Source organism: Pyxidicoccus sp. M15 (assembly GCF_056858435.1).
The window spans coordinates 10,771,778-10,792,718 of sequence record NZ_CM166495.1 but is presented as its reverse complement, the minus strand read 5'-3'; the positions used below and the strand labels follow the sequence as shown (position 1 = coordinate 10,792,718).

The 20,941-nt window shown below is 69.6% G+C and carries 20 protein-coding genes; 10 read left to right on the top strand and 10 right to left on the bottom strand.

Features of this window, described 5'->3' with window-relative positions; all coding sequences use genetic code 11:
* Positions 1-20: 20 nt before the first annotated feature.
* Positions 21-344 carry a hypothetical protein gene (locus ACX9TP_RS39925; RefSeq protein WP_482975924.1) on the bottom strand — a complete coding sequence of 108 codons (324 nt, stop codon included), beginning with the start codon at positions 342-344 and terminating at the stop codon, positions 21-23.
* A 302-nt stretch (positions 345-646) separates the two neighbouring features.
* Between ACX9TP_RS39925 and ACX9TP_RS39920 the strand changes: the two genes are divergently transcribed.
* Genes ACX9TP_RS39920 through ACX9TP_RS39910 form a run of 3 tightly spaced genes read left to right on the top strand, consistent with a single transcriptional unit; the run spans position 647 to position 4,331 of the window.
* Positions 647-2,395 (top strand): ATP-binding protein, encoded by a 1,749-nt coding sequence (locus tag ACX9TP_RS39920; RefSeq protein ID WP_482975923.1) that lies wholly within the window; start codon positions 647-649, stop codon positions 2,393-2,395.
* Complete coding sequence (locus ACX9TP_RS39915; RefSeq protein WP_482975922.1) at positions 2,392-2,811, top strand: response regulator; 420 nt, start codon at positions 2,392-2,394, stop codon at positions 2,809-2,811. The genes ACX9TP_RS39920 and ACX9TP_RS39915 overlap by 4 nt, the downstream gene beginning before the upstream one ends.
* A complete protein-coding gene (locus ACX9TP_RS39910) occupies positions 2,808-4,331 on the top strand; it encodes a sensor histidine kinase (protein ID WP_482975921.1) in 1,524 nt (507 codons plus the stop codon). Before ACX9TP_RS39915 ends, ACX9TP_RS39910 begins: the two co-directional genes overlap by 4 nt.
* A 6-nt stretch (positions 4,332-4,337) precedes the next feature.
* Here ACX9TP_RS39910 and ACX9TP_RS39905 read toward each other — a convergent pair whose 3' ends face one another.
* Entirely contained in the window at positions 4,338-4,718 is a 381-nt protein-coding gene (locus ACX9TP_RS39905; RefSeq protein ID WP_482975920.1) for a VOC family protein, read from the bottom strand.
* Positions 4,719-4,881: 163 nt separating this feature from the next.
* Here ACX9TP_RS39905 and ACX9TP_RS39900 point away from each other — a divergent pair, with 163 nt between their 5' ends.
* Positions 4,882-5,637 (top strand): 2OG-Fe(II) oxygenase, encoded by a 756-nt coding sequence (locus tag ACX9TP_RS39900; protein ID WP_482975919.1) that lies wholly within the window; start codon positions 4,882-4,884, stop codon positions 5,635-5,637.
* A gap of 139 nt (positions 5,638-5,776) precedes the next feature.
* Here ACX9TP_RS39900 and ACX9TP_RS39895 read toward each other — a convergent pair whose 3' ends face one another.
* The gene (locus ACX9TP_RS39895) at positions 5,777-8,125 is read right to left on the bottom strand and encodes a CARDB domain-containing protein (RefSeq protein ID WP_482975918.1); all 2,349 of its coding nucleotides are present in this window, start codon (positions 8,123-8,125) and stop codon (positions 5,777-5,779) included.
* 409 nt (positions 8,126-8,534) lie between these two features.
* On the opposite strand from ACX9TP_RS39895, the gene ACX9TP_RS39890 reads away from it, so the two are divergent.
* Entirely contained in the window at positions 8,535-9,599 is a 1,065-nt protein-coding gene (locus tag ACX9TP_RS39890; protein WP_482975917.1) for a GGDEF domain-containing protein, read from the top strand.
* A 75-nt stretch (positions 9,600-9,674) separates the two neighbouring features.
* Here the strand turns inward: ACX9TP_RS39890 and ACX9TP_RS39885 are convergent, their stop codons facing one another.
* Positions 9,675-10,112, bottom strand: a complete 438-nt coding sequence (locus tag ACX9TP_RS39885; RefSeq protein WP_482975916.1) for a hypothetical protein — start codon at positions 10,110-10,112, stop codon at positions 9,675-9,677.
* A gap of 59 nt (positions 10,113-10,171) precedes the next feature.
* On the opposite strand from ACX9TP_RS39885, the gene ACX9TP_RS39880 reads away from it, so the two are divergent.
* A complete protein-coding gene (locus tag ACX9TP_RS39880) occupies positions 10,172-10,969 on the top strand; it encodes an AraC family transcriptional regulator (protein WP_482975915.1) in 798 nt (265 codons plus the stop codon).
* Between the two features lie 48 nt (positions 10,970-11,017).
* Here the strand turns inward: ACX9TP_RS39880 and ACX9TP_RS39875 are convergent, their stop codons facing one another.
* On the bottom strand, positions 11,018-11,899 hold the full coding sequence (locus tag ACX9TP_RS39875) for an NAD(P)-dependent oxidoreductase (protein ID WP_482975914.1): 882 nt from the start codon (positions 11,897-11,899) through the stop codon (positions 11,018-11,020).
* Between the two features lie 231 nt (positions 11,900-12,130).
* Between ACX9TP_RS39875 and ACX9TP_RS39870 the strand changes: the two genes are divergently transcribed.
* On the top strand, positions 12,131-12,487 hold the full coding sequence (locus ACX9TP_RS39870; RefSeq protein WP_482975913.1) for a hypothetical protein: 357 nt from the start codon (positions 12,131-12,133) through the stop codon (positions 12,485-12,487).
* Positions 12,484-12,903 (top strand): MAPEG family protein, encoded by a 420-nt coding sequence (locus tag ACX9TP_RS39865; RefSeq protein WP_482975912.1) that lies wholly within the window; start codon positions 12,484-12,486, stop codon positions 12,901-12,903. The genes ACX9TP_RS39870 and ACX9TP_RS39865 overlap by 4 nt, the downstream gene beginning before the upstream one ends.
* Before the next feature lie 56 nt (positions 12,904-12,959).
* On the opposite strand, the gene ACX9TP_RS39860 is transcribed toward ACX9TP_RS39865, so the two are convergent.
* Complete coding sequence (locus ACX9TP_RS39860; RefSeq protein ID WP_482975911.1) at positions 12,960-14,858, bottom strand: protein-arginine deiminase family protein; 1,899 nt, start codon at positions 14,856-14,858, stop codon at positions 12,960-12,962.
* 968 nt (positions 14,859-15,826) lie between these two features.
* Here ACX9TP_RS39860 and ACX9TP_RS39855 point away from each other — a divergent pair.
* Entirely contained in the window at positions 15,827-16,390 is a 564-nt protein-coding gene (locus ACX9TP_RS39855; RefSeq protein ID WP_482975910.1) for an NUDIX domain-containing protein, read from the top strand.
* A gap of 88 nt (positions 16,391-16,478) precedes the next feature.
* Here the strand turns inward: ACX9TP_RS39855 and ACX9TP_RS39850 are convergent, their stop codons facing one another.
* The 4 genes from ACX9TP_RS39850 to ACX9TP_RS39835 all read right to left on the bottom strand — a co-directional run bounded on the left by ACX9TP_RS39850 (position 16,479) and on the right by ACX9TP_RS39835 (position 20,009).
* Entirely contained in the window at positions 16,479-16,691 is a 213-nt protein-coding gene (locus ACX9TP_RS39850; RefSeq protein WP_482975909.1) for a hypothetical protein, read from the bottom strand.
* 121 nt (positions 16,692-16,812) lie between these two features.
* The gene (locus ACX9TP_RS39845; RefSeq protein ID WP_482975908.1) at positions 16,813-18,018 is read right to left on the bottom strand and encodes a peptidase C39 family protein; all 1,206 of its coding nucleotides are present in this window, start codon (positions 18,016-18,018) and stop codon (positions 16,813-16,815) included.
* 198 nt (positions 18,019-18,216) lie between these two features.
* Positions 18,217-19,632, bottom strand: coding sequence for a serine/threonine protein kinase (locus ACX9TP_RS39840; protein WP_482975907.1), 1,416 nt, complete (start codon positions 19,630-19,632; stop codon positions 18,217-18,219).
* Between the two features lie 233 nt (positions 19,633-19,865).
* A complete protein-coding gene (locus ACX9TP_RS39835; protein ID WP_482975906.1) occupies positions 19,866-20,009 on the bottom strand; it encodes a hypothetical protein in 144 nt (47 codons plus the stop codon).
* 211 nt (positions 20,010-20,220) lie between these two features.
* Here ACX9TP_RS39835 and ACX9TP_RS39830 point away from each other — a divergent pair, with 211 nt between their 5' ends.
* The gene (locus ACX9TP_RS39830) at positions 20,221-20,772 is read left to right on the top strand and encodes an SAF domain-containing protein (protein WP_482982291.1); all 552 of its coding nucleotides are present in this window, start codon (positions 20,221-20,223) and stop codon (positions 20,770-20,772) included.
* Positions 20,773-20,941 lie beyond the last annotated feature (169 nt).

The following is a 20,941-nucleotide window of genomic DNA, read 5'->3' as shown; positions in this document are numbered from 1 at the left end:
GCGGCTCCAGCCCGGCTCCACTACCGGCCGCGCGCCTCCACGGCCTTCACCCAGCCGGGCTTCACGGGTGTGGGCCGGTGGTCCGCGTCCGCCTCCACGTCGTGGAACTGCACCAGCGGGGTGTCCCCGGGGCCGCGCAGCACGCGCCAGGGCCCGTGCTCCAGCCACCGGCGCGACACCGGCTGCGCGTGTCCCTCTCCCCGGAAGGCACAGGCCCACCCGTGCGCGTAGTGCTGGAAGGCGAAGCCGGGCGCCGCATGGGCGTCCGGGCCCTGTTCCCACTCTGGATGCGCGGTGTCGAAGGAGGCCACGGTGAAGGGCAGCGCCGCCAGCCACTCCATCACCGCCTGGGCCCCCAGTTCCCGCGGCTGCCCGCCTTCACGAGGACTCCGGGCGTGTAGATGAGGAAGTGCGCGGCCGGAAACCCGGACCACCTTTATTGGCCAGGGGTGGCCTTCACGGGGGAGTGTCAGCCAGGTCCTCAGTCGGATGTGGGCGTCACGGCCTGGATGTCGGCCTGCTGGACTGTCTCCTGGTCAGCACCGGGCGGAGGCTCTGTCCTTTTCGCGACGCGCACCGGCCCCAAGGTCTGAACCGCCCGTGAAATTCGTGACTTCGCCAGCGAGAGTCCGCCGGAGACCCACGGATGAATCCCACGACAGACAGAGGCGCGCGGCCGGAAGTCTCATTGAGCCCCACGGAGGCCTCCGGGGCGGCTCCCGCCGGGGACCCGCTCCGGCCCCAGCCCCCGGAAGACGCGGAGCGCGCTCGCGCGCACCTGCACAGCCTCTTCATGCAGGCGCCCGCCCCCATCATCGTGATGCGGGGGCCCGAGCACCACGTCGAGCTCGTCAACGCGCCCTATCTGCGGCTCGTGGGCTGCGAGGTGCACGTCGGCCGGCCCCTGCGCGAGACGTTTCCGGACCTCGAGTCCCAGGGCATCTTCGCCATCCTCGACGGCGTGTACACGACCGGCACTCCCTTCGAAGGCAAGGAGTTGCCGGTGCGCCTGCACGCCAGCGGGGAGGAGCGCTTCTACAACTTCGTCTACCAGCCGATGCGCGGCACGAGCGGCAACGTCGAAGGCATCATGACGTTCGCCTACGACGTGACGGAGCAGGTCCGCGCGCGGCAGCAGCAGGCCCGGGCGGAGGAGCAGGCGCGCGAGGAGCGCGAGACGCTCGACCTCCTGAACAAGGTCGGGCAGTTCATCGCGGCCGAGCTCGACACCGACAAGCTCGTGCAGGCCATCACCGACTCGGCGACGCGGCTGACGGGCGCGCAGTTCGGCGCGTTCTTCTACAACGTCGTCGACGACCGGGGTGAGTCGTACACGCTGTACACCATCTCCGGCGTGCCCCGAGAGGCCTTCTCGAAGTTCCCGATGCCCCGGAACACGAAGGTCTTCGCCCCCACCTTCTCGGGCGAGGGCGTCGTCCGGGTCGCCAACATCCGGAAGGACCCGCGCTACGGCCAGAATCCGCCGTACCACGGCATGCCCGCCGGCCACCTGCCGGTCGTCAGCTACCTCGCGGTGCCGGTCGTCTCCCGCGACGGCCGTGTGATTGGCGGCCTCTTCTTCGGCCACGGCAAGGAGGACGTCTTCACCGAGCGCGCCGAGCGGCTCGCGGTGGGCGTCGCCACGCAGGCCGCCATCGCCATGGACAACGCGCGCCTGTTCCGCGAGGCGCAGCGGCTCATCCGGGCGCTGGAGCGCAGCAACCAGGACCTGGACCAGTTCGCCTACGTCACCTCGCATGACTTGAAGGCCCCGCTGCGCGGCATCGCCAACCTGTCGCAGTGGCTCGAGGAGGATGTCGGCGCGGGGCTGAGCGCGGACTCGCGCAAGCACCTCGACCTGATGCGCAGGCGCGTCCACCGGATGGAGGCGCTCATCGACGGCATCCTCGAGTACTCGCGCGCGGGCCGTGTGCGCGGGAAGCCGGAGACGCTCGAGGTCGGCAGGCTGCTGAACGAGCTCGTCGAGCTCGTCGCTCCCAGGCCGCCAGCGGTGGTGGAGTTTCCGGGCGGCTTCCCGGTGCTCTTCACGGAGCGCGTGCCGCTCCAGCAGGTGTTGATGAACCTCATCACCAACGCGCTCAAGCATGCGCGCCGCGAAGATGCCCACGTGGTGGTGAGCGCGGTGGAGGAGGGCGACTTGTGCCACTTCGCCGTCGCGGACAACGGGCCGGGAATCGCCCCCGAGTTCCACGAGCGCATCTGGGGCATCTTCCAGACGCTGGAGGCGCGCGACAAGGTCGAGGGCACCGGCATTGGCCTGGCGGTGGTGAAGAAGGTCGTGGAGTCGCGGGGCGGGAGGGTGTGGGTGGAGTCCGCCGCTGGAGCCGGCGCGAAGTTCCACTTCACCTGGCCCATGAAAGAGAGGGCGGCGTGAGTGAAGACAGGGCGATGAACATCCTCCTCGTGGACGACGACGAAGTGGACGTGATGAACGTCCGCCGGGCCTTCGACCGGAACAAGATTTCCAATCCCATCTACGTCGCGGAGAACGGCCTCGAAGGGCTGCGGATGCTGCGCGATGGCACCGTCCCGCGTGGCCGCCGGCTCGTCCTGCTCGACCTCAACATGCCGAAGATGAACGGCATCGAGTTCCTGCGCGCGGTGCGGCAGGACCCCGAGCTCGTCGGGCTCTCGGTGGTGGTGCTCACCACGTCGAACGAGGAGCGCGACAAGGTGGACGCGTACAAGCTGAACGTCGCCGGCTACCTGCTCAAGCCCGTCACCTTCACCAACTTCGTCGAGCTCACCTCCGCGCTCAACAAGTACTGGACGCTCGTGGAGATGCCTTGAGGCAGGACGTGTTCGCGGCAGCCGAGCCCGTGGCGGCCCCCGGGGAACGGCGCGCCCTCGAGCCGCTGCGTGTGCTCATCGTCGACGACGACGAGTTCGACCGGATGACGGTGAAGCGGATGATGCGCTCCGCCGGCTTCGCCGTGGACGCCGAGGAGTGTGAGGACGCGGCCTCCGCGCTGCGGCTGCTGGAGACGGAGTCCTTCGACCTCGTGCTGCTGGACTTCAACCTCGGCCTGCCCCCCTATGACGGGCTGTACGTGGTGCGCGAGCTGCGGGCCCGGGCCGTCCGCGTGCCCGTGGTGGTCCTCACCGGGCAGGACAATGCCGAGGTCGCCGTCGCGCTGATGAAGGCGGGGGCCTCGGACTACCTGGCCAAGTCCTCGCTCTCGGCGGACCGGCTGGGCCATGCGCTGCGGTCGGCGCTGCGCATCCACCGGCTCGAGCAGGAGGCCCGCGCCGCGCAGGAGGCGCTTCGGGCGAGCGAGGCGCTCAACCACGGCGTCCTCGCCGCGAGCGGCGACTGCATCAAGCTCCTCGACCTCTCGGGCCGCCTGCTCTCGCTGAGCAACGCGGGCCAGTGCATGCTGGAGATAGACGACCTGTCCACGGTGGTCGGCACCAGCTGGCTGGACTTCTGGAAGGACGCGGACCGCGCCGCCGCCGAGGCCGCCCTCGAGCGGGCCCGGGCCGGGGAGTCGGGCCGCTTCGTCGGCCACTGCCCGTCGACGCGGGGGAAGTCGCTCTGGTGGGACGTGCTGCTCACGCCGATTCGAGGGGCGGACGGCAGGCCGGAGAGACTCCTCTGTGTCTCGCGCGACGTGACGGAGCTCAAGCGGCGCGAGAGCTTCGAGCAGCAGCTCGTCGGCATCGTCAGCCATGACCTGCGCAATCCGCTGAACGCCATCCTCGTCAGCGCCGACCTGCTGCTTCGCAAGGAGGGGCTCGACGAGCGCACGGTGAAGTCGATGAGCCGCATCCGCTCCGCCGGTCAGCGGGCGGTGAGGATGATTCGCGACCTCCTCGACTTCACCCATGCGCGGCTCGGGGGCGGCATCCCCATCATGCGAGCGCCGGCCGACCTCGCCGGCGTCTGCGGGCATGTCATCGAGGAGGTGGCGCTCGCCTGGCCGGAGCGGAGAATCGTTCCCTCACTGCCCGCGCGTCTCGAGGCCTCCGTGGACGTGGACCGCATCGCGCAGGTGCTGACCAACCTGCTCTCCAATGCGCTCCAGTACAGCCCGGTGGGGACGGACGTCACGGCGGCGCTGCGCGAAGCGGACGGCTCGGCGGTGCTGGACATCCACAACCACGGCACGCCGATTCCCGCGGCCTTCCTGCCGAAGCTCTTCGAGCCGCTCCAGCGCGCCACCGCCACGCATGACCGCTCGAGCCGGAGCATCGGGCTGGGCCTCTACATCGTGAAGCAGCTCGTGCGAGCGCACTCGGGGACGATTGAGGTCGTGTCCACCGAGGAGGCGGGGACGACGTTCACGGTCCGGCTCCCGCTCACCGCGTAGGGCGGCTCAGGCCCTGTTCGGGAAGTGCGGGTTCTGGATGATGCCGAGCAGGTTGCCGAAGGGGTCCTTCACGATGGCCACCCGGATGCCGCTGCCCACGTCGCGGACGGGGCTGAAGGGCGTCGCGCCCAGCGCCAGCAGGCGGTCCCAGGTCCGCGCCGCATCCTCCACGCCCCAGTAAGTCGTCACGCCCGCGGCGCCCGCGGGGACGCCCGAGGTGTCGGGGTCCAACCCCAGCTCGAAGCCGCCGACGTTGAAGCCGACGTAGTAGGGCTCGTCGAAGTACGGGCGGGTCTCCAGGACCGCGCTGTACCAGTCCCGGCCCTTCTGCAGGTCGGTGACGGGGTAGATGGCCGTGCGCAGGCCGAGGAGGGGCTTGGGGCTCATGGCGGGCAACCTCCGGGAAAGCCTCGTGGGTGGGAGTGGCGGCACTGTGCCACAGGCTTCCCGTCATGGTGCGGGTTGCCGCGCACCCGCGCTCATGTTCGAAGACGTGGGTTCGGCGCTCATGGCATCCTCGAAGGTCGGCAACCCAGACGGAAGAGGTCCCGTGAGCGTCGCAACCATCGAAGAAGGCCCGCTGCGGGGGCCGAGCTTCTTCCTCAATCGTACGGCGCTCCGCGCGCTGGCGGTGGCCCATCGTGACGCCTACGCCGCCGCACGGCCCCACCCCCACGTCGTCATCGATGGCTTCCTGGGAGAGCCGCTGGCGTCCGGGCTGGCCGGGGTCTTCCCGGGCGCGGCCGAAGCCGACTGGAAGCGACGGGACCACCAGGAACAGGCGGCGCGCCTGGGCCAGCTCCAGCGCAAGGCCTTCGAAGGGGTGCACGGGTCTCTCCGGCACCTGCTCTCGGAGCTGTCGGGCATGTCGTTCCTCGACTTCCTGGAGACACTCACCGGCGTGCAGGGGCTCATCGCGGACCCTCACTTCCGGGGCGCCGGGCTGCACCTCACGCTGCGGGGAGGGCATCTGGCGCTTCATGCGGACTTCAACCGGGACCGCTTCCGCGCGCTCTCGCGGCGGCTCACCGTCCTCTACTACCTGAACCCCGGCTGGGAGGCCGCCTGGGGCGGCGACCTGGAGTTGTGGAGCGCCGACCTCTCCCGGTGCGAGACCCGAATCGCCCCGCTCCTCGACCGGCTGGTCGTGATGGCGCATGGCGACGACCACTGGCATGGCCACCCGGCCCCGCTGGAGTGTCCCGAGGGACGGGGGCGCGCCGCTGTCGCGGCCTACTTCTATACGGCGCAAGAGTCCCCGGATGCGCCGGAGGCGCACAGCGCCATCTGGGCGCCGGTGCGTTAGCCGTACCGCTCGGGCCGGAGCGCGCCGCGCCCACCCGGGCGGAGAGGCCTGCCCGAGGCCGCGGGCGTGGGAGCCCCTGCCCCCGGTCGCGAAGCAGGCGCGCGGAACGAACGTTCCTTCCGCGCGCCCGCGTCCTTCCTCAGGGCTGGAGGTCGATGAGGCCACCCGTCCAGGCGTTGTTGTCCTCGAGGAGCTCGTCGCTGGTGTCGTCGGGGTCCACGAAGGCGCCCACGTAGCGCGAGCCGTACAGGCTCGCTCCCGCGTGCGCGAAGACCGTCACCAGCTCGCACTGGCCGGGAGCGAGGTGGCTGCTGAAGTCCCCGCCCGAGCGGGAGTCCGGGGTGGGGCCATACGGCGAGGTCGGGGTGATGACGGTGTCTTCGGACAGGTACAGCTCCACGGAGGTGCTGCCCGCCCGGGTTCCCTGGTTGCACACGCGCACCGACGCGTCGAAGAAGTCGCCGGGCTGCACGCTCGAAGGCGCGGTGATGGACGTCACCACGAAGTCCGGCTTCTCACCCACGCCGAAGCGGCTTCCCACGTGCGTGTTGTCGTCCTCGATGAACTCCGGGGTTTGTCCGTCCGGGTCCACCACGACGGCCGGGTGCCACGTGCCCGTCGGGAAGCGCGAGTACGCGGAGACCGTCACCGTCTGGCACTGGCCCGGGGCGAGCGGGTCCACTGCGGCGGTGTCCAGGAAGACGTCCGGCCCGCCGTGCCGGTTCGCGACGAGCGTCAGGTCCTCCGACACGTAGAGCTCCAGGATGGAGCCGTACGTCGCCTGGCTGCCCTGGTTGCACACCGTCGCCGAGACGTCGAACCACTCGCGCGGCAGCACGCTCATGGGGCCGCTGATGGAGGTGACGACGAGGTTCGGAAGGACTCCCACGCCGATGCGATGGCCCAAGCGGGTGTTGTTGTCGTCGAACAGCTCGAGGACCATGGCCATCGGGTCCACGGCGGCACCCAGGTGGTACGTGCGGTTGTTCCCCGGTACCAGGGCCTGGGCGGGGATGCTCAGCGCCTGGCACATGCCCGGCGCGAGCATGTCCGAGCGTGCCGAGCCGATGGGGAAGTCGGTGACCGGGCGGGGGGGCGTGCTCGGAGTGATGTCCGCGTCCTGCGACAGGAGGACTTCCACGTTGGCGCTCTCCGCGCGCGTGCCCTGGTTGCACACCGTCGCGGTGACGGTGATGGGCTGACCGGACGTCGCGCTCGCCGGGCCGCTGACGGACGTGACGATGAAGTCCGGCCGGTGGCCCACGCCGATGCGGTTGCCCGCGAGGGTGTTGTTGTCCTCGAACAGCTCGCTGACGAAGCCGCGCGGGTCCACGATGGCGCCCAGGTGGTACGTGCCATCGGGGCCGCTCGCGTAGCCCGTCATCGTCTCCGTCCGGCACTCGCCCGCCGCGAGGTCCACGTAGCGGATGTCCAGGGGCCAGTCTGAATCCATGCCCGGGGCCGGCGCCGGCATCGGGGTGATGACGGAGTCCTGCGAGAGGTACAGCTCCACTGCGGCGTGGCCGGATGCCGTGCCCTGGTTGCACACGCGCACCGCCGCGCTGAAGGAGTCCCCTGGCCGGGCGCCGGTGGCGCCGGAGACGGACGACACCACGAAGTCAGGCCCCTCCGCGAACGCGATGCGGTGGCCCGTGTGGGTGTTGTTGTCCTCGATGAGCTCCAGGGCGACATTGTCCGCGTCCACCGCGGCGCCCAGGTAGTACGTGCCCTGGCTGCCACCCGTGGAGCCCACGAGGGTGCGCGTCACGCACTGCCCCGGGAAGAGCGGCGCGACGGAGCCGGAGCCCAGGAGGAAGTCCGCGGACGGGCCCCGGGGGGTGATGACGTCGTCCTCCGACAGGTACCACTCCACCGGTGCGCCGGTAATCTGGCTGCCCTGGTTGCACACCGTCGCGGTGACGGTGATGGGGCTGCCCGGCAGCGCGCTCGCGGGGCCGGTGATGGCCGTCACGGCGAGGTCCGGCTTGTCGCCCACGCCGATGCGGTTGCCTGCGAAGGTGTTGTTGGTCTCATCAGACTCCGGGAGCCCGTTCATGGGGTCCGCGACGGCGCCCAGGTAGTAGCCCCCCTCGGTGCTCACGGACGCGGTGACCTGCAGCGATTCCGTCCGGCACTCGTCCGGCCAGAGGTACATGAGGACGCTGCCCAGGGACACGTCGGACCAGGGGCTGTTGGGAGTGATGATGCCGTCCGGCGACAGGTACAACTCCACGGGGGCGCCGCCAGGCTCCGTGCCCTGATTGCAGACCCGCACCGAGACGGACATCTGCTGCGACGGCAGCGTGCTCGTGGGGCCTGTCACCGACGTCACGACGAAATCCGGCCCCATCTGCAGGGACCGCGCGGTGACGCCGGGTGACGCCTCCGCGGGAGCCCGGGACGCCTGCGTGGCCTCACCACATGCCGCCAGCGTCAGCCATGCCGCGAGCCCCGTGACACATCTGCTTCCTGCACTTCGGTAACGCATCGCTTCACCTCGCCAAGGGTACGGGGAGGCCCATGAGCAAGGGCGGGGCCACGACGCGCGAACGGGCAGACCCGCTCGGGAATCAAGAGGTTGGCGTCGTCGCGCCGCTGGCGGACGTGGCGCCGGAGGGTGGAACGTGCCAGTCCTGGCACGCGCGCGGGGCTCCCCAGCGGACACACCTGTCAGGCCTTCATCCGGAGCCCGCGTTGCTCCTCCATCCGCAGATGTGCTGAGGTTGCGGCCGTTTCGAATGACAGTCATTCGCGCGCGGGGGGAACGAAGGTCGCCTGGCGCCAGGCCCCTCTGCCTCCGGAGGGAGTCCGGACGAAGGAGGCCCCAACCGGCGCCCACTCCGTCCGGGTTGCCAGCCTCCTCGCTTTTTTCGCCGACAGGGATGGAGATGGATACGGTGTTCTCTGCCGAGGAGGAACAGCGCTACGCGGAGCGGGGCTTGAGCGAGCTCCACGCGAAGCTGCGCTGGACGTTCCTGGTGGCCGCGACGCTCTTCTTCGCCTTCATGGGGTTGGACTATCAGCTCGACCCCGGGAAGCTGGGCCGCAACCTGGTGGTGCGGCTTCTGGCGGTGGGGGCATACCTCGTGCTGCACCTGCTCGCGCGCTGGGAGCCGGCGAGGGCGCGGGTGGAGCTGTTGCTGCTGGCGGGAGTGGGGGTGGGGGCCGCGTCGGTGACCCGGCTCTCGGTGGGCCTGCTCTTCGGAGAGATGCTCGCGGTGGGCTCGTTGCTCCTGATGGTGGTGATGCTCTCGGGGCTGACGACCTCGCTGCGCCAGGCGCTCATCTGCCATGGGCTCCTGCTCGCGGTGGTGAACGTGCTTGGGTTCGTCTTCGGGGCAAGCCGCCTCTTCTTCTTCGCGGTGAACGTGTTCCTCGGCTCGGGGGCCACGGCGGGGGTCATCCTGGCGGCGCTCTCGGAGCGGCTCTCCCGGCGTGCCTTCCGGCTGGAGCTGGACCTGGAGGTGCTGGCCACGCGCGACTCGCTCACCGGCGTGCACAACCGGCGCAGCTTCCTGCAACAGGCGGAGCACGAGCTGGACCGCGCGAGCCGCGCCATACGCCCGGTCTCGCTGCTGATGGTGGACATCGACCGCTTCAAGAGCATCAACGACACCCATGGCCACCCGGTGGGGGACGCGGTCATCCGCACGCTGGCGAGCACCAGCCAGGGCGCGCTGCGCAGCGTGGACGTGCTCGGGCGGCTGGGCGGCGAGGAGTTCGCCATCCTCCTGCCGGAGACCGGCGCGCAAGGGGCGCTGCGGGTGGCCGAGCGGCTGAGACAGTCCCTCGCGGAGGCCGTGGTGCCAGGCGTCGGGAAGGCCCTCTCGTTCACGGTCAGCGTGGGGGTGGCGGAGTGGCGCCCGGGGGAGGGGCTCGAGCAGCTGCTGTCCCGTGGAGACCAGGCGCTCTACGCCGCGAAGAACACCGGCCGGAACAGGGTCTGCGAGGCGGTGCGGTAGGCGTTCTCCGGACCAGGGAAGTCCAAGGCCCTTCACGCGCCCGTTTCCCAGACGCGCACCGCGGCTCGGTCCGGCTCACGAGGTGGCGGCGCCCCAGAACAACACCGCGAAGCCGCCGAGCTCACCGGCAATCAGGGCGACCATGGAGCCGACCATCACCGCGGGTGGAAGCTCGGCGCGTCCGAGCTTGTGGGGCCGCTCGAACTGGTTGTCCGTGTCTCGCAAGACGCCGTGGACGACATAGCTCGAGAGGCCCAGCGCGAAGAAGCCAATCACCGAGAGGACCGCGACCAGCTCGACGGTGGCGTCCAGCGTGCTGAGGATGACGAAGCGTTCGACGACCAGACACGCGAACGCGTACAGCAGCGCGGCCCGGTGGGCGATGTCGACATAGACGGAGGCCTGGGCCTTGGGGCTCCGGGCAATCTGGACGTACTTCCAGACGCCGAAGGACAGGCCGGCCAGCAGGAAGCCGCCGGCCGAGAAGACCGCGATACTCTGGGCGAGGTTCATGCCGCGAGTGTGGAGCCCCGCGCCCTCCGGCGCTTGTACGAACCAGCTACAGTGGGCGGATGTTTCAAGCACGCATCGACCTGTGGGAGGACCGGGTCCTGTCCATCGCGCGGCTGGGGCGCGTGGCCCTCCATGCGCACACGGGCTCGGCGTTGCTCGTGGGCATCGACGGCCGGTTCGGTTTCCGCCTCGGGCAGCCCGGCGCGGTGTGGCAGGTCGTCGAGCACCTCGTCGTCGCGCCCGGGTGCCTCCATGAGCTGGACTGCGGCGAGACGCTGATGGGAGTCCTCCACCTGACCCCAGGCCAGGTCGACCACCGACAGCTCTGCGAGCATGCCGAGCTGCCCGCCTTCGAGAGCGTGCACGTGCTCGGGCAGCCCCGGCGGCGGCGGCAGGATCTTCGGGCCATCTTCGCGGGAGAGCTGCCGCTCGCGGAGCTGGAGGCGTGGGTGGAGCGGCAGGTCGGGCCTCCTCCGGGACGGTATGCGAGCGACGCCCGGGTGGAGGAGGTCGCGGCGTTGATCTCCCGGCAGCCGGATGCCCTCTGGCGGCTCCCCACGCTCGCTGCGCGCGCGGGCGTCTCGCCTTCGCGGCTGCAGCACCTCTTCCGTTCCGACCTTGGCGTCACGCCGCGTCAGCTGCGGACGTGGCAGCGCCTGCGCGAGGTCAGCCGGCGGTTCGCCGCGGGCGAGAACCTCACGCTGGCGGCGCACGAGGCCGGGTTCGTCGACTCGGCGCACATGAGCAAGGCCTTCCGGCACTTCTTCGGAATCGCTCCCTCTCGAGTGCTCTCGGGAGGGACTCACGTGCGTGTGCATGAGCCGCGAGCGCCGGCCGGGCTCACCACGAGCCGGTGAAGGACCTTCCAGCCCTGGCTCGACTCGTGATGTCCACCTGACGCCGCGTCAATCCTGCGTCAGGGTCTGGAACACCGCTGGCAATTCATGGCTGCCCAATCCCGCGCTGACGGCTCGCTTGTAGTTGTCGAGCAGCTCCTTGGGAAAACGCGCGCAGATGCGGGCGTCGTTGCTCAGCCGGACGATGTGCTCGATTGCCGCCACGTGGGTGTTGAGACTGCACTGGTTGCCGGAGAAATCGTTGCTTTCAATCATCGCCTGGGCAGCGTCGGCGGTGACGGAAATCAGGCCGATGAACGAGTTCTTGTGGGAGAAGAAGGTCTTCGGGTCGAGACCTTCCGCCTTGCACATGGCCGCGGCGTGGAGGAACGCCAGAGAGCTTCCGTAGTAGGCCTCGAGAATCGCGCAGTCGAGCGTCGCGGCGGAACCAATCTGCTCGTCGACGTAGACCGAGCTCCTGGCAATCGCCTGGAGGGTTTCGAGGTGGCGGTCGAAGACCGAGCGCTTCCCGGCGTAGAAGACGGTCGCGTAATCGGTGGCGACAAAAGCGGGGTAGGCGAGTATCGCGGCGTCCAGGTAGTCCACGCCGTGGGCCTGCGCCCACTCGAGCCCCCGGCGCGCGTCCGCGGGTGAGCCGCTGGTGAGCTGGACGAGCGTCGTTCCAGCAAGCGCCGACGCGACGCCCTCTGAAGAGAACAGCTCGGCGCAGGCGGCGTAGTTGGACAGGGAGACGACCACGAGCTGCCGTCCGGAAACGGCCTCAATCAGATTCTCGAACGCGACAGTGCCACAGCCTACGGCTCTGGCCTTGCTTGGGGTCCTGTTCCAGACCGCGACCTCGTGCCCCGCCGCCGCGAAGGCTCGCGCCAGCGCGCATCCCATGAGGCCACTGCCAATCACCGCCATCTTCGTCGGACTGCTGGAAGCCATGTTCCATCTCCTGTTGTTTCGGGCCAATACGTACGTGCTGGAACGGCGACATCGAACGCTGCTGCTACTTCTTCTCGTACCTGGGTTTGTAGTCGCGGCGGAGGTCGAGCGGGACTCTCATCGTCCGAGCACTCTAGCCGCGATGACGGACCCACCCACGCGCACCGGTATGCCGTGCGAGCAGTCCCCCCCCGACGCCTCTCATCACCTCGACGCGAAAAGGTCATCTCGATGAAGCACCCTGTTGCCCGTTCCTCCTGGCGCATCTCCACCGGCATGCGCGCCCTGTCCCTGTTCACGGGGGACGACTCGGACGAGCAGGGGGATGACGAAGACACGCCGCTGTATGCCATCACCACGCGGATGCTCGTCTCGGACCCGGCCGAGATGACGAGCCAGACGGAGCAGGCCGCAGCGCTCTCGCTGGAGAACGCCATCAAGGTGCCTGGCCGCGCGCTCGGCGTGGGAATTCCCAGGCCTGGCTCGCTCTACAGTGAGGGCACCCGCGCGACAAATCAGCGCGGGACGGGCCGGAGACCGCTCACGAGTTGCGCCGTGCCGCTGCATGGGGCAGGGAAGGAGCCATGAACAGCCCCATTCTCGCTCCCGTCGTCGCGCTCGTGTCCTGGTCCATGGTCATGTGGGCATGGATGTATGCCACGCGCTTGCCGGCCATGTTCAAGGTCCGCATGAAGCCCGACCCGTATGCTCCGCGCGGCGAGCAGATGAGCCAGCTGCCGGCCGAGGTGCGCTGGAAGGCCGACAACTACAACCACCTGATGGAGCAGCCCACCGTCTTCTACGCAGTCACCCTGGCGCTGGCGCTGCTGGGCGAAGGAACAGGTCTCAACCTGATGCTGGCCTGGGGCTATGTGGGCCTGCGCGTGATTCACAGCCTGGTGCAGGCCCTCATCAACAAGATAGAGCTGCGCTTCGCGCTCTTCGTGCTGTCGTCACTGGCGCTGTTGGGGCTGACGTTCAGGGCGGTCATGGCAGTGCTCTGACCGGGTTCTCTCTACGCGAGCTGGCGGCTGCGACCTGAGCCCCTCTCCGGTCGGAGTCAGCGCTCCACGCGAGCGGGGGAGGGCGCGACCTGAGGGTCGTGCGGCGTGACACGGTGGGCCTCCGGGGTGTTCCACCACGCCGACTCCGGTACCGCGCGCGTCGCGTTGGTGCCGCAGTGCACGTTGCCGGTGAGTCGGTGGAAGAGGTTCCAGTCGTCCACCCAGTGCACGCGCAGGCCGTGGGGCGCGAGCTGCGCCTCGAGGTGCGCCTTGAACACGTCCACGCCATCCACCACGGGCCCGTGCGGGTCGGCCACTGCGACGTCCGTGCGCGAGAGCACCACGAGGTTGGCGCTCGCGGGCTGGAACGCCGCCACCTTGCCGGCGCGCGGCTGGAAGAGGAAGGGCGCGCGCACGAGCTCCGCGTCCGTCAGCGCGAGCTCACGGCGCAGCACGGCGAGCTGCCCCTCCACCCCGGTAGCCGCCCGTGCGGAGGCGTCGAGTACGTCCGTGCGCGCGAGCACCTGCGCCACCGTCGTCTCCGCTGGCACGTCCTGGCGGCTCACGCGCCACGCCTTGCCCACGAAGAGGCGTGCCTCGCCATGGCCGCGCGCCTCCAGCTCCTCGAACATGGCGCGCGCGCCCGCGGGGTCTGCTGCCAGGAGCACCCATCCCCGCGGCGCCGTGGCACTCGGCAGCAGGGCGAGCGTCTCGTCCACGTGGCCCACCTGCAGCCAGGACGTGTCCACATACACGGGTGGCTGCATGCCCTGCGCCTCCAGCATCCGCGTGAAGGACGCGTCCGGGGCCCCTCCCGAGGCGCTGCCGCGCAGGTGCCTGCCGAGCGGGTAGCCCGCGTACGGGGGCACCGTCTCCGTGTTGCCCATCGCGTTGTAGGTGCGCGAGCTCAGCGCGCCCTCGAGCTGGAACTGTTGCAGCGCCGCGACGTCGGGTCCACGCAGCGCGTACACCACGCGGCCCGCGGGGCGCAGCGGCGCGAGCGGGTCGGTGGGCGCGTACACCTCGGCGGAGCGCACGTTCACGCGCATCACGTGCTGACGGCCGCCCGCGGCGGGGACCGCCATGTATGCATCCTCGAAGAAGTCCTGCATCCAGCGGTCCCGGCTCGGGTGGCGCAGGAGCGGAGCGGTGATGCCCGCCGCCTCGCGCAATTGCTCGAGGCGCGCGATGAAGGCGGCCTCGTCTTCACCACCGGCCGCGCCTGGGTCCGACACGTGGAGTGCCTCCACCGGCTGCAGGGCGCTGAGCGTCAGCACGGGCGCCACCTTCAGGCGGACCCGGTCGCTCGCGAGCACGTCGCCCGGTGCCTCGTCACGCCCGAGCGAGAGGACGACGTCCGCGCTGCCGTCCCACGCCGAGAGGTCGCGCGCCACGTCCCGTCCCTCGAGCGCGAGCTCGAGGCCCGCGCGCAGCAGCCCTGCCTCCACCCGGGCGCCCGGTGCGAGCGCGCGCCAGGTGCCGGACGTGCGCAGGAACAGCCGCGTGTAGGCGGCGCCCGCGCCCACCACCTGCACGGTGGCGAAGGCGTCCTCCGGCGCATCGGGGAGCGCCACCGTCCGCAGGGGCGCGAGGTCCAGTGCATCCTGGCTCCCGTTGACGACGTCGTCCGACGCGTCGTGGCAGGCCGCGAGCTGCACGTCGCTCACGTCCGCCGGCAGCGTCGCGGGTGCGCAGCGCCTTCCGTCGTCGTCCAGGTTCGCGAGGAACAGCGCGCCGCGCGTCGCCGTCCACGCCTCCTCGTCGGCATCGTCTCCGGCGCCTTCGAGCTCCACCGTGCCGTCCCGGTCCACGTCGGCGCGCAGGTCCGCCACGGGCCGCCAGGCCGCGGGCGCCGGTGGAGGCTCCCCTGCATCCACGGGCTCGGGCGTGGGCTCGCCGGTGCAGGCGACAAGAAGGACGGCGGCGAGGGCGGGAAGGCGCAGGGCGGCGGGCATGGGGCGGCTCGGAGTGCGGTGGGATGCGACAGGCAGGCCAAGGGGGCCTGACCCATGAGAGACCGGCCGACGGCCTGGAAATGGGAATTGGATTCGGCAGTGCCGTGGACCGGGCCGGGCCGCCCGTCCTGGAGCACGGTGAGGTGCTTCGGCACGCCAGGGGGACGCCCGCGCGGAGTTCCGCCAGATGGCGCGTAGCGTCAGCGTCGTGGCTGACCCCGAGGAGGCGTCTCTGCCCGGCCAGCTCGCACGATGCGTTGGAGAATTCGGGCCTCGGCAGAAACACGAATCCAGCGGGTTTGCCCCTTAATGAGCGGGTCCGTTACCGTGCTCATCAGTACCAGCCTGAGTACTCCGGAGGCCGCATGCGAAGACGCGTTCTCCTTGTCGGTTCGATGCTTGTCGCGGGAGTGTTGACCGGTTGTGGCGGTGTGGAACCGAACGGGGAGAGTCCAGACTCCCCTGTCGCCGAACAGACTCAGGCGCTGGCACCCTCGTGTCCCGAGGGATACACGGGAACCTACACCTGGACTTGCTCGCGGCTGGGACGAGGACAGCCGCCCTGCTACTACGGGGGCCCCGGGCACTACAACGTGGAGCACCTCTATTGCCAATCCGGCTCGAGCTTCATCGATGCCGGGCCGACAGGTGCCTACGCCTGTGGTGATTGTTTCTAGCCCGGCGGCGGCTGCGCCTACGTTTCATCAGGGTAACGCTTTCCGTTGCATTGAATAGCGCCCCATCTCCAAGCCCGCGCCTCGGTTCAAGCGAGGCGCGAAGCCTCCCTGGATTGTCTGATGGTGCGGTGCCAGCCACAGGGATGGTGAAACACGATTCGTGCACGTGTTCGTGTCGGTGGAGCTGCGCAACGTGCAGCGGCTCGAGCAGCTCGGACCGGCCGCGCCCGCTGGAACGTCCAAAGGGTAGGATGGTCGAGCGGCCTACCCGCTCTCGCCCTGGAGTTCCCGATGCCTCCTCCCGTGAAGGATCGCTTCTGCTCGTTCTGTGGTACCGCCTACGCCGAGCCGCTTGCCTATCCGCGCACCTGCCCCAATGCCGCATGCAAGGTGACGGTATGGGCCAACCCCATTCCCGTCTCCGTGGTGCTCGTCCCGGTGCGCTCGGAGCAGGGCACGGGGCTGCTGGTGGTGCGGCGGGGCATCGAGCCTCGCAAGGGCATGCTGGCCCTGGTGGGCGGCTTCCTGGAGGAGCACGAGACGTGGCAGGTGGGCGGCGCGCGCGAGGTGTCCGAGGAGGTCGGCGTGACGGTGGACGCGACGAAGCTCACGCCCCTGTGGTTCACCAGCACCGAGCCCCGGCCCAACCGGGTGCTGCTGTTCTCGGTGGCGCCTACCCTTGAGCGCGCCTCGCTCGCGGCCTTCACGCCGAGCACCGAGTCGCAGGAGCGTGGCGTCATCCATGGGCCGCAGGGACTGGAGGACATCTTCGCCTTCCCCCTGCACATCCAGGCGGCCCGGAAGTGGTTCGAGTCCCAGGGCCTCACCGGTCCCCACCGCTTCACCCCGGCCTAGACCCTGGAATCACCCGACGAGAAGACGCTGGCCCCGGGGTGCTGCGCGTGGAGCGGCGGTCGTACCGGGGCAAGCGCGCCAGGACGGCTCAGTACACACAGCGGCAGTAGCCGCTCGTCCCGCTGGGAGTCACAACGCGTTGGCAGACAGGGACCTGCTCGGGGTTGCTGCAGGAGAAGTTGGCACAGTCCGCATTGGTCGTGCAGGACGGTGCGAGCGCTTCCGCCCTCGGTGCGGAGATGACACCCGCGGCGAAGGCAACGGCGAAGCCTGCGATTGCGGCCAGAATTGTCTTCTTCATGTGAGCCTCCAGGTTGTGGTCATACTTGCAAGTAAGAAAAGCGGGTGCTCTCGGAAAGCTACTTCGGCCCTGTATGGGGTTCCAATGAAGGCCGGACGTCTACGTTCGTCCAACGCATCCACTACAGCGCGGGCACCGTCCAGCCTCGTGGGTAGATGAGGTACGCCGTGCCTCCGGAGCGCGAGAGCCACAGCGGCTCCAGCTCCGAGCGGAGGTAGGTGCGCCGCACGACGGTGTCGCTGGCGCCCGCCGGGTCGTTCACCACGGCATTCCCAACCGCGTCGAAGCCCGCGAGCACGATGAGGTGCCCCGCGGTGGAGGGGATGGACGCGCCCGTCAGCTCTCCCTTGCCCCACGCGACGCTGAGGATGGCCGGCACTCCGGCGGACAGCCACGGCTCCAGTTGGGCGAAGCTCGTGAAGCGCGCCACATGGGCCTGGAAGCCCTGCCGGGCCGCGTACGCGGTATTGAAGGGCCAGTTGCCATGCCCGCCGTAGAACCAGTCATGGACGCCGCTGACGGCCGCGCGCACGGCCGGCTCGCAGCCGCTGGTGTCTGCCGTCCAGTACTTCAACACCATGGCCGTGGACGTGGGGCTGCACCAGACCTCGCCGCCGTCCGGGTAGACCATCTGCGAGCACTGCGGCACCGCGAGCACCTGGTTCCACCGGGCGGGGTTGCCGGGCGGAACGGTGGGCCGGCTCTCCGGCGAGGTGGAGGTGGTGAGCGCGCTGGCGTGCAGGGTAGGCGTGGACAGGCCATCCACGCTGAACAGGCGCGTCTTCACCTGCCAGGCGCTCGCGCCCGACTTCTTGGCGGTGACGAGCAGCGTGTCGATGGCAACCCTCGCGACGCTGTCCGACTGGGAGTCCACCGAGTGGCGCCGCACCGGGGCGGCGTCCGAGGCCCACACGCCGAGGCTGAACCACTTCGTCCAGGTGCCGCTCACCTGCACGCGGATGAGGGTCTCCACCCAGGTGCCCGTGGGCGTCGTGGCCTCCCACGAGGCGATGGCCTCGCGGAAGCTGAACGCGCTGCTGATGATGGGACTGGTGGCCTCGCCCTGAACGAACGCGCCGCCGTTGTAATACGTGCCTCCGTAGTAGCCGCCCGGCCCGTAGGGGTCCGTGCCGGACCAGGCCTGTCCCGGGAACAGCTGAAGGGTGCCATCCGCCGCCCGGCTCACTCCGCTGAGCTGCCAGGTGAGGAAGTCGCCCCGGCTCGCCGCCCAGCGGGTGGAGGCGCTCTGGCCCGCCGTGGCCAGTGCCGGGACGAGCGCGAATGACGTGAGGAGCAGCGAGAGTACGGCGGACCTGGACTTCCTCATGGTGCCTCCGGGGTATTCAGGTCAGGCAGTTATTGCGTGTTTTCTCCCCGGAAGCAGCTCCTGCTTCCTCGTGGGCTCGCCGCCGAGGCTCCTGTGTAGCCTTTCGTAAATGAGCTCCGTCTCAACCGCTGGGTGCTGTGGAGCTCGCTGTCGACGCTGAGGAGGGAGCGGCGGACTCGCTGACTCCACGGTCTTCATTCAGTCCGCGGGGCCCGAAGTGGAAGGGCGCGCGGGCTTGAAGACGGCCACGTAGCACGCGTCCTTGTACACGTAGCCACTCTCGTCACAGTCCTCCGGGGCCAGGGTCAACTTCAGCCAGCAGCCGCCATGGATGGCAACCTGCCCCTTGCGTGGGCAGCGGCCGCTGGCATCCGGCCGCATCTGTCCCGGGAACGGCTTGGGTGGCAGGTCCAGGGCGATGGTTGACCACACGAATGGTGGTGCAGTGGCGGGTAGGGGTTCCGTCAGGGCCGATTCCCCTACGGCCACCGCACCGGCGTCCTTCGAACCAAGCTGTGCCGAGACGTCCTCGTTCGTGGACACGTCTCGGGGCCGCGTACTCAGCAGCCACACGATGCCCAGCACCAGCGGCACGCCCACGCCGGCCGGGATGCTCCTGTGCCTCCTGCCCGCACCCCGGCCACGGAGCGTCACGCGCCGAGAGGATGCGGCCACATCCACGGGCGGAGCTTCTTCTGGCCCGAAGAGGGGTACATCCGCCTCCGGCTCCGCTTCGTGTGCGGCCTCGTCCAGCGCCACGGCCAGCTCGCGTGCGCTGCCACGCGCCTCCGGATGCACGGACATCATTCGGGACACGAGGTCACTCAGCTCCACACAGCAACGGCCGTTGAGGTCTCGTGGAGCGCGAGGACCCGGGCCCTCCAGGCTCCAGACGCGAGCTCCCTCGGCCGACAGCCCCAGCGAGGGCGGGTAGTCGCCTGTCACCAGCCGCCAGGCGGTGACACCCAGTGCGAAGACGTCATCCGCGGGCCTGGGTGCGTAGGGGACGGCCGGAGCAGGGGCGGGGGGCAGCACGGTTCGCCACGCTTCCGGTGAGCGATAGGCGGGCGTTCCGGGAGGGAAGGGCGGCCAGGTCAACGTGGCGGCGCCCACGTAGTGGCAGGAGCCGAAGTCGGTGAGGAAGGCCTGGCCATCCCCGTTCCTCACGAGAATGTTGTCGCCCTTCACGTCTCTGTGCACGCCCCCCGCGGCATGTGTGGCCTCCAACGCCCGCGCGAGACTGGCGAGAAGCAAGAGCAGCTGTCGGGAGGAGGGCCGGTGCACCCTCGCCCAGTCATAGAGAGACAGGCCTTCCACCCACTGCATGGCGAGGAAGGGGAAGGCCGTGCCAGCCGGGTCCCGCCACTCCCCGTGCCCCACGAGGCGAGGGACGTTCGGATGATGGATGCGGGAGAGCAGCTCCGCCTCCCGTGCGAAGCGTTCATCGCGAGGATGCAGGGCCAGCTTGAGGGCCACGGGCCCCGCGGCGCCCTCCGCTCCAAGGGCGCGATAGACGGCGCCGTAGACTCCGCGTCCACGCTGTTCCAGCACGCGCCACGGTCCCACTCGCGTGCCCAGGGGAAGCCGTGCCGGGTTCAGGTAGCCAGCCGCCATGAGTGTCTCGCGAGGAGGGCCGCGGTCAATCCGCTCGCTGCGAGCGTACTCCCAGCCGCGGTACCTGTCAGGGAGACCCGCGACGACAGAACCCTGAACCTGGTGCTGGAAGACGGCGGATGCGCGCTGACGGCGCTCTCACGGGAACGGGATGCAGGACAGCAGCTCGAGGGGGATACGCCCGGGCGCCCCGCGTTGACGGCGCCCGTGGCGTCAGGTGCTTCGCGGACCCGTCAGCGCGCCGCGCCCTCCACGCAGACGAAGCACTCCGCCGGCCCCGCGAGCCACACGTCCGCCCTGGCGCAGATGGAGGTGCACGTCGCCCGGGCATTGGCCTCTGCCTCTTCCGGGCTGGTCTCGGAGCATCCCTTCGCCATGTTCCCCCACGGGGTCCATGTGCCCTGGCCACAGTAGAAACACGGGATGGACGCCCTGTAGGTGCAGAGTCAGTATTGGCTGTCTTCTCAGGGAGTGACGGCGCGTGGCGCGTTCCACCCGGTTGGCGTGCCACGTCCCGGACCGGATACCGTCTCTGCCACCATGAATGATTCCAGGGATTCCCGGCAGGATGGCGGGTTCGGCTTGGGCATGCTTTCCGGTGGCGTGATTGGCTTTCTCGTCAGCGCACTCATGTTCGGCGTGGGCGGCTACGCCTGGGTGAAGAAGAAGGAGCGCGACGTCCGGAAGGGCTGGAACCTGGTCCCCACGGTCGTCGCGGCCGTGGACCTGTCCGAGGGCACCCTCGTCGGTTTCGAGCACATCTCGCAGCGCTCGGTGCCCGAGCAGTTCGTCACCAGCTCGGTGGTCAGGCCGGACAGCGCCAGCTACATCGTGAACCAGCGCATCCTCGTGCCCGTGCAGGCGGGCGACCTGATGCTGTGGTCCCACTTCGAAACGACGAAGCGGGAGTACTACCTCGTGGCGGCGCGGGACATCCCGCCCGGCGCGAAGCTGACGGAGGACGACGTGGAGTCCAAGGGGATGGACCCGGACACCCTGACGCCGTCCTACGTGAAGGCAGTCGATGGCCCGCGGTTGGTGGGCCAGCCCGTCATTGCCGCCTTCCACAAGGGCGACCCCATTTTCTGGACCCACTTCCGGGCCGAGCCTCCGCCCGTCGCTGGCACCCCGACTCCCTGACACCCCGCTCAGCCTCCGCTGGCGCTTCGCGCCCACCGCATTTTTCCTCCCAGCTCCTTCGCATATTTCCGTAACTCGGGAATTATGCGGTGCGTTGGAAAAAAGTGACTGAGTCGCCTTTCCGCCTACATCGGATGGGACCCTAATCTCTCCGGTAGGTGACAGTTCG